The sequence below is a fragment of the Streptomyces sp. UH6 genome (genome assembly GCF_013421635.1).
Lineage (GTDB): Bacteria > Actinomycetota > Actinomycetes > Streptomycetales > Streptomycetaceae > Streptomyces > Streptomyces abyssomicinicus.
Genome location: NZ_JACADT010000539.1, coordinates 1 through 3857, shown reverse-complemented (window position 1 = coordinate 3857; position 3857 = coordinate 1). Strand labels below are relative to the sequence as shown.

Genomic DNA, 3857 nt, shown 5'->3' with positions numbered 1-3857 from the left:
CAGGAGCAGCGTCGGCAGCCGCGGCCCGGTGTCCTTGGAGACCAGCAGCTGGTACAGCAGGACGAAGAAGGTCCGCTGCGCCGTCTTGATCTCCGCCGGCAGCTCCTTCGGCGTGGCGTCGGCCGAGAACCCCGCCTGGACCTTGGGCACGCCGTAGACCAGGTGGGTCAGGCCGTCCAGCGACCAGTGCTCGTCCAGGCCGTCCAGCAACAGTCGCAGCGACTCCCGCGAGGTCTCGTCCAGCGAGCCCAGCAGGTCCGCGTCCGGCTCGTCGCGCACGATGGTCCGCTGGTCCGCCGGCACCTGCGTGTTGATCCACGCCTCGGCCCGGTCGTACCGCGGCCGCGCCTCGTCCAGCGAGGAGAGCGGGTCCGCCGGGTCGAGGTCGCTGAGGATGCGCAGCGCCTGGTCCTGGTGGCCGCCGGTGATGTCGGCGACCGAGGCCAGCGTCCGGTACGGCAGCGCCCGCGGCGTCCCCGGCAGCTCACCGGCGGCCGTGGAGGCGGCACGGGTGTACGCCGCGATGTCGCCCGGCAGCGCGCTGCCGTCCTTCACCTTGGCCTCCAGCCGGTCCCACTCGTCGTAGAGACGCTGGATCTCCTGGTCGAAGGCGACCTTGAACGACTGGTTGGGCTTGCGCCGCGCGTACAGCCACCGCAGGATCTGCGGCTCCATGATCTTCAGCGCGTCGGCCGGCGTCGGGACGCCGCCCTTGCTGGAGGACATCTTCGCCATGCCGCTGATGCCGACGAAGGCGTACATCGGGCCGATCGGCTGCTTGCCGCCGAAGATCCCGACGATCTGCCCGCCGACCTGGAAGCTGGAGCCCGGCGAGGAGTGGTCCACGCCGGAGGGCTCGAAGACCACGCCCTCGTACGCCCAGCGCATCGGCCAGTCGACCTTCCAGACCAGCTTCCCGCGGTTGAACTCACTGAGCAGCACCGTCTCGGAGTGGCCGCAGGACTCGACGGTGCAGACGTAGGTCATCTCGGTCGTCGCGTCGTCGTACGAGGTGACCGTGGTGAAGTCCTTGCCGCAGCCGCCGCAGTACGGCTTGTACGGGAAGTACCCGCCGACGCCGGAGCCGCCGTCGTCCTCCTCGGCCGCGCCGGAGCCCTCGGCAGCCTCCAGCTCGGCCTCGTCGACCGGCTTCTGCTGCTTCTGCTGCTTCTGCTTGAGCTCCTGGGCCGGGTCCTTCTTCTTGGTCCGGTACTGGTCCAGGATCGCGTCGATGTCACCGCGGTGCTTCATCGCGTGCAGGATCTGCTCGCGGTAGACGCCCGAGGTGTACTGCTCGGTCTGGCTGATGCCGTCGAACTCCACGCCCAGCTCTGCCAGCGAGGCGACCATGGCGGCCTTGAAGTGCTCGGCCCAGTTCGGGTACGCGGAGCCCTTCGGCGCGGGGACCGAGGTGAGCGGCTTGCCGATGTGCTCGGCCCAGGACGCGTCGACGCCCTCGACGCCGTTCGGGACCTTGCGGTACCGGTCGTAGTCGTCCCAGGAGATCAGGTGCCGGACCTGGTGCCCGCGGCGGCGGACCTCGTCGGCGACCAGGTGCGGGGTCATCACCTCGCGCAGGTTGCCGAGGTGGATCGGTCCCGAGGGGGAGAGACCGGACGCGACCACGACAGGTTTGCCCGGGGCCCGACGCTCCGACTCCTCGATGACCTCATCCGCGAAACGGGAGACCCAGTCGGTGGTCTCGGTGCTCTGAGCCACGATCGGCACGTCCTTCTTTCCTGAGGGGAGACGCCCGGCCGCCACGATGCCCGCGCGGCCGTGTCCACCATTCTCCCAGGTGCGGGCCCCACCGCGAAAACACCTTTCCCACCGGCCCCACGCCGGACGGGAAACGGCGAGGCGGCCGCAGCGGCCGAGGTGGGATACTGACCGGGCACACCCACCTTCGAGGAGAACGGCACCCACTCCATGGCCTCGGTCAAGTCCCTCACCGCTTCCGTCCACGCGCGCCTCGCGGACGCCCTCTCGGCTGCCCTGCCGGAGGCCGCCTCCGCGGACCCGCTGCTGCGACGAAGCGACCGGGCCGACTACCAGGCCAACGGCATCCTCGCCCTCGCCAAGAAGGCCAAGGCCAACCCGCGCGAGCTGGCGACGCAGGTCGTGGAGCAGGTGGTCACGGGTGACGTGATCAAGGACATCGAGGTCTCCGGCCCCGGCTTCCTGAACGTCACCGTCGCCGACCGGGCGATCACCGAGAACCTCGCCGCGCGCGCCGCCGACGACTCCGGCCGCCTCGGCGTCCCGCCGCGCGCGGACGCGGGGACCACGGTCATCGACTACGCGCAGCCGAACGTGGCGAAGGAGATGCACGTCGGCCACCTGCGCTCCGCCGTGATCGGCGACGCGGTGCGCCGCATGCTGGACTTCACCGGCGAGAAGACGATCGGCCGTCACCACATCGGCGACTGGGGCACCCAGTTCGGCATGCTCATCCAGTACCTGATCGAGCACCCGCACGAGCTGGACCACAAGGCCGACCCCGCCACCGACGTGGAGGCGGCGGGCGAAGAGGCGATGTCCAACCTGAACCGCCTCTACAAGGCCTCGCGCGCGGTCTTCGACTCCGACGAGGAGTTCAAGACCCGGGCCCGTCAGCGGGTCGTGGCCCTCCAGTCCGGCGACGAGGAGACCCTCGCGCTGTGGCAGCGGTTCGTCGACGAGTCGAAGATCTACTTCTACTCGGTCTTCGAGAAGCTGGACATGCCCGTCGGGGACGACGAGATCGTCGGCGAGTCGGCGTACAACCACATGATGGCCGAGACCGCCCGCATGCTGGAGGAGTCCGGCGTCGCGGTCCGCTCCGAGGGCGCGCTGGTCGTCTTCTTCGACGACATCCGCGGCAAGGACGACAAGCCGGTCCCGCTGATCGTCCAGAAGGCCGACGGCGGCTTCGGCTACGCCGCCTCCGACCTCTCGGCGATCCGCGACCGCGTCTTCCAGCTGAAGGCCGACACCCTGCTGTACGTGGTGGACGCCCGCCAGGCGCTCCACTTCAAGATGGTGTTCGAGACGGCCCGCCGCGCCGGCTGGCTGAGCGACGCCGTCAAGGCGGTGCACCTGGAGTTCGGCACGGTCCTCGGCAAGGACGGCAAGCCGTTCAAGACCCGTGAGGGCGAGACGGTCCGCCTGGAGGACCTGCTCGACGAGGCGTCCGAGCGCGCGGCGTCGGTCGTGCGGGAGAAGGCCGAGAACCTCCCGGAGGCCGAGCGCCTCACCGAGGAGGAGATCGCCGAGCGTGGCGCCCAGGTCGGCGTCGGCGCGGTGAAGTACGCGGACCTCTCCACCTCCGCCAACCGCGACTACAAGTTCGACCTGGACCAGATGGTGTCCCTCAACGGCGACACCTCGGTCTACCTCCAGTACGCCTACGCCCGTATCCAGTCGATCCTCCGCAAGGCCGGCGAGGCCCGCCCCGTCGCCCACCCGGAGCTCGAACTGCACGCCGCTGAGCGCGCGTTGGGGCTGCACCTGGACGGCTTCGCCGACCTGCTCGCTGAGGCCGCCGCCGAGTACGCCCCGCACAAGCTGACGGCGTACCTGTTCCAGCTGGCGTCCCTGTTCACGACCTTCTACGACAAGTGCCCGGTCCTGAAGGCCGACACCCCCGCCCAGGTCGAGAACCGCCTCTTCCTGTGCGACGTCACCGGCCGCACCCTCCGCCAGGGCATGGCGCTCCTGGGCATCCGGACCCCGGAACGCCTGTAGTCCGCGAGCCCGTTGACGGGGCCCGCCGCGAACTCCGCGGCGGGCCCCGCCGTTTCTAGGCCTCACCGCACCCGTCCCACTCGCACCACACCGCCTTCCCCGGCGCCCCCGGCCGCACCGCCACGCCCCAG

2 protein-coding genes are annotated in these 3857 nt (G+C 70.3%); one reads left to right on the top strand and one right to left on the bottom strand.

The genetic code is table 11. From position 1 onward, the window contains the following. Positions 1-1728 (bottom strand): lysine--tRNA ligase (gene lysS, locus HW445_RS21575; protein ID WP_180222630.1); only part of this gene is annotated, 1728 nt, incomplete at its 3' end. Between the two features lie 201 nt (positions 1729-1929). On the opposite strand from lysS, the gene argS reads away from it, so the two are divergent. Further along, positions 1930-3726 (top strand): arginine--tRNA ligase, encoded by a 1797-nt coding sequence (argS, locus tag HW445_RS21570; protein WP_180222629.1) that lies wholly within the window; start codon positions 1930-1932, stop codon positions 3724-3726. The last annotated feature ends 131 nt before the right edge of the window (positions 3727-3857 follow it).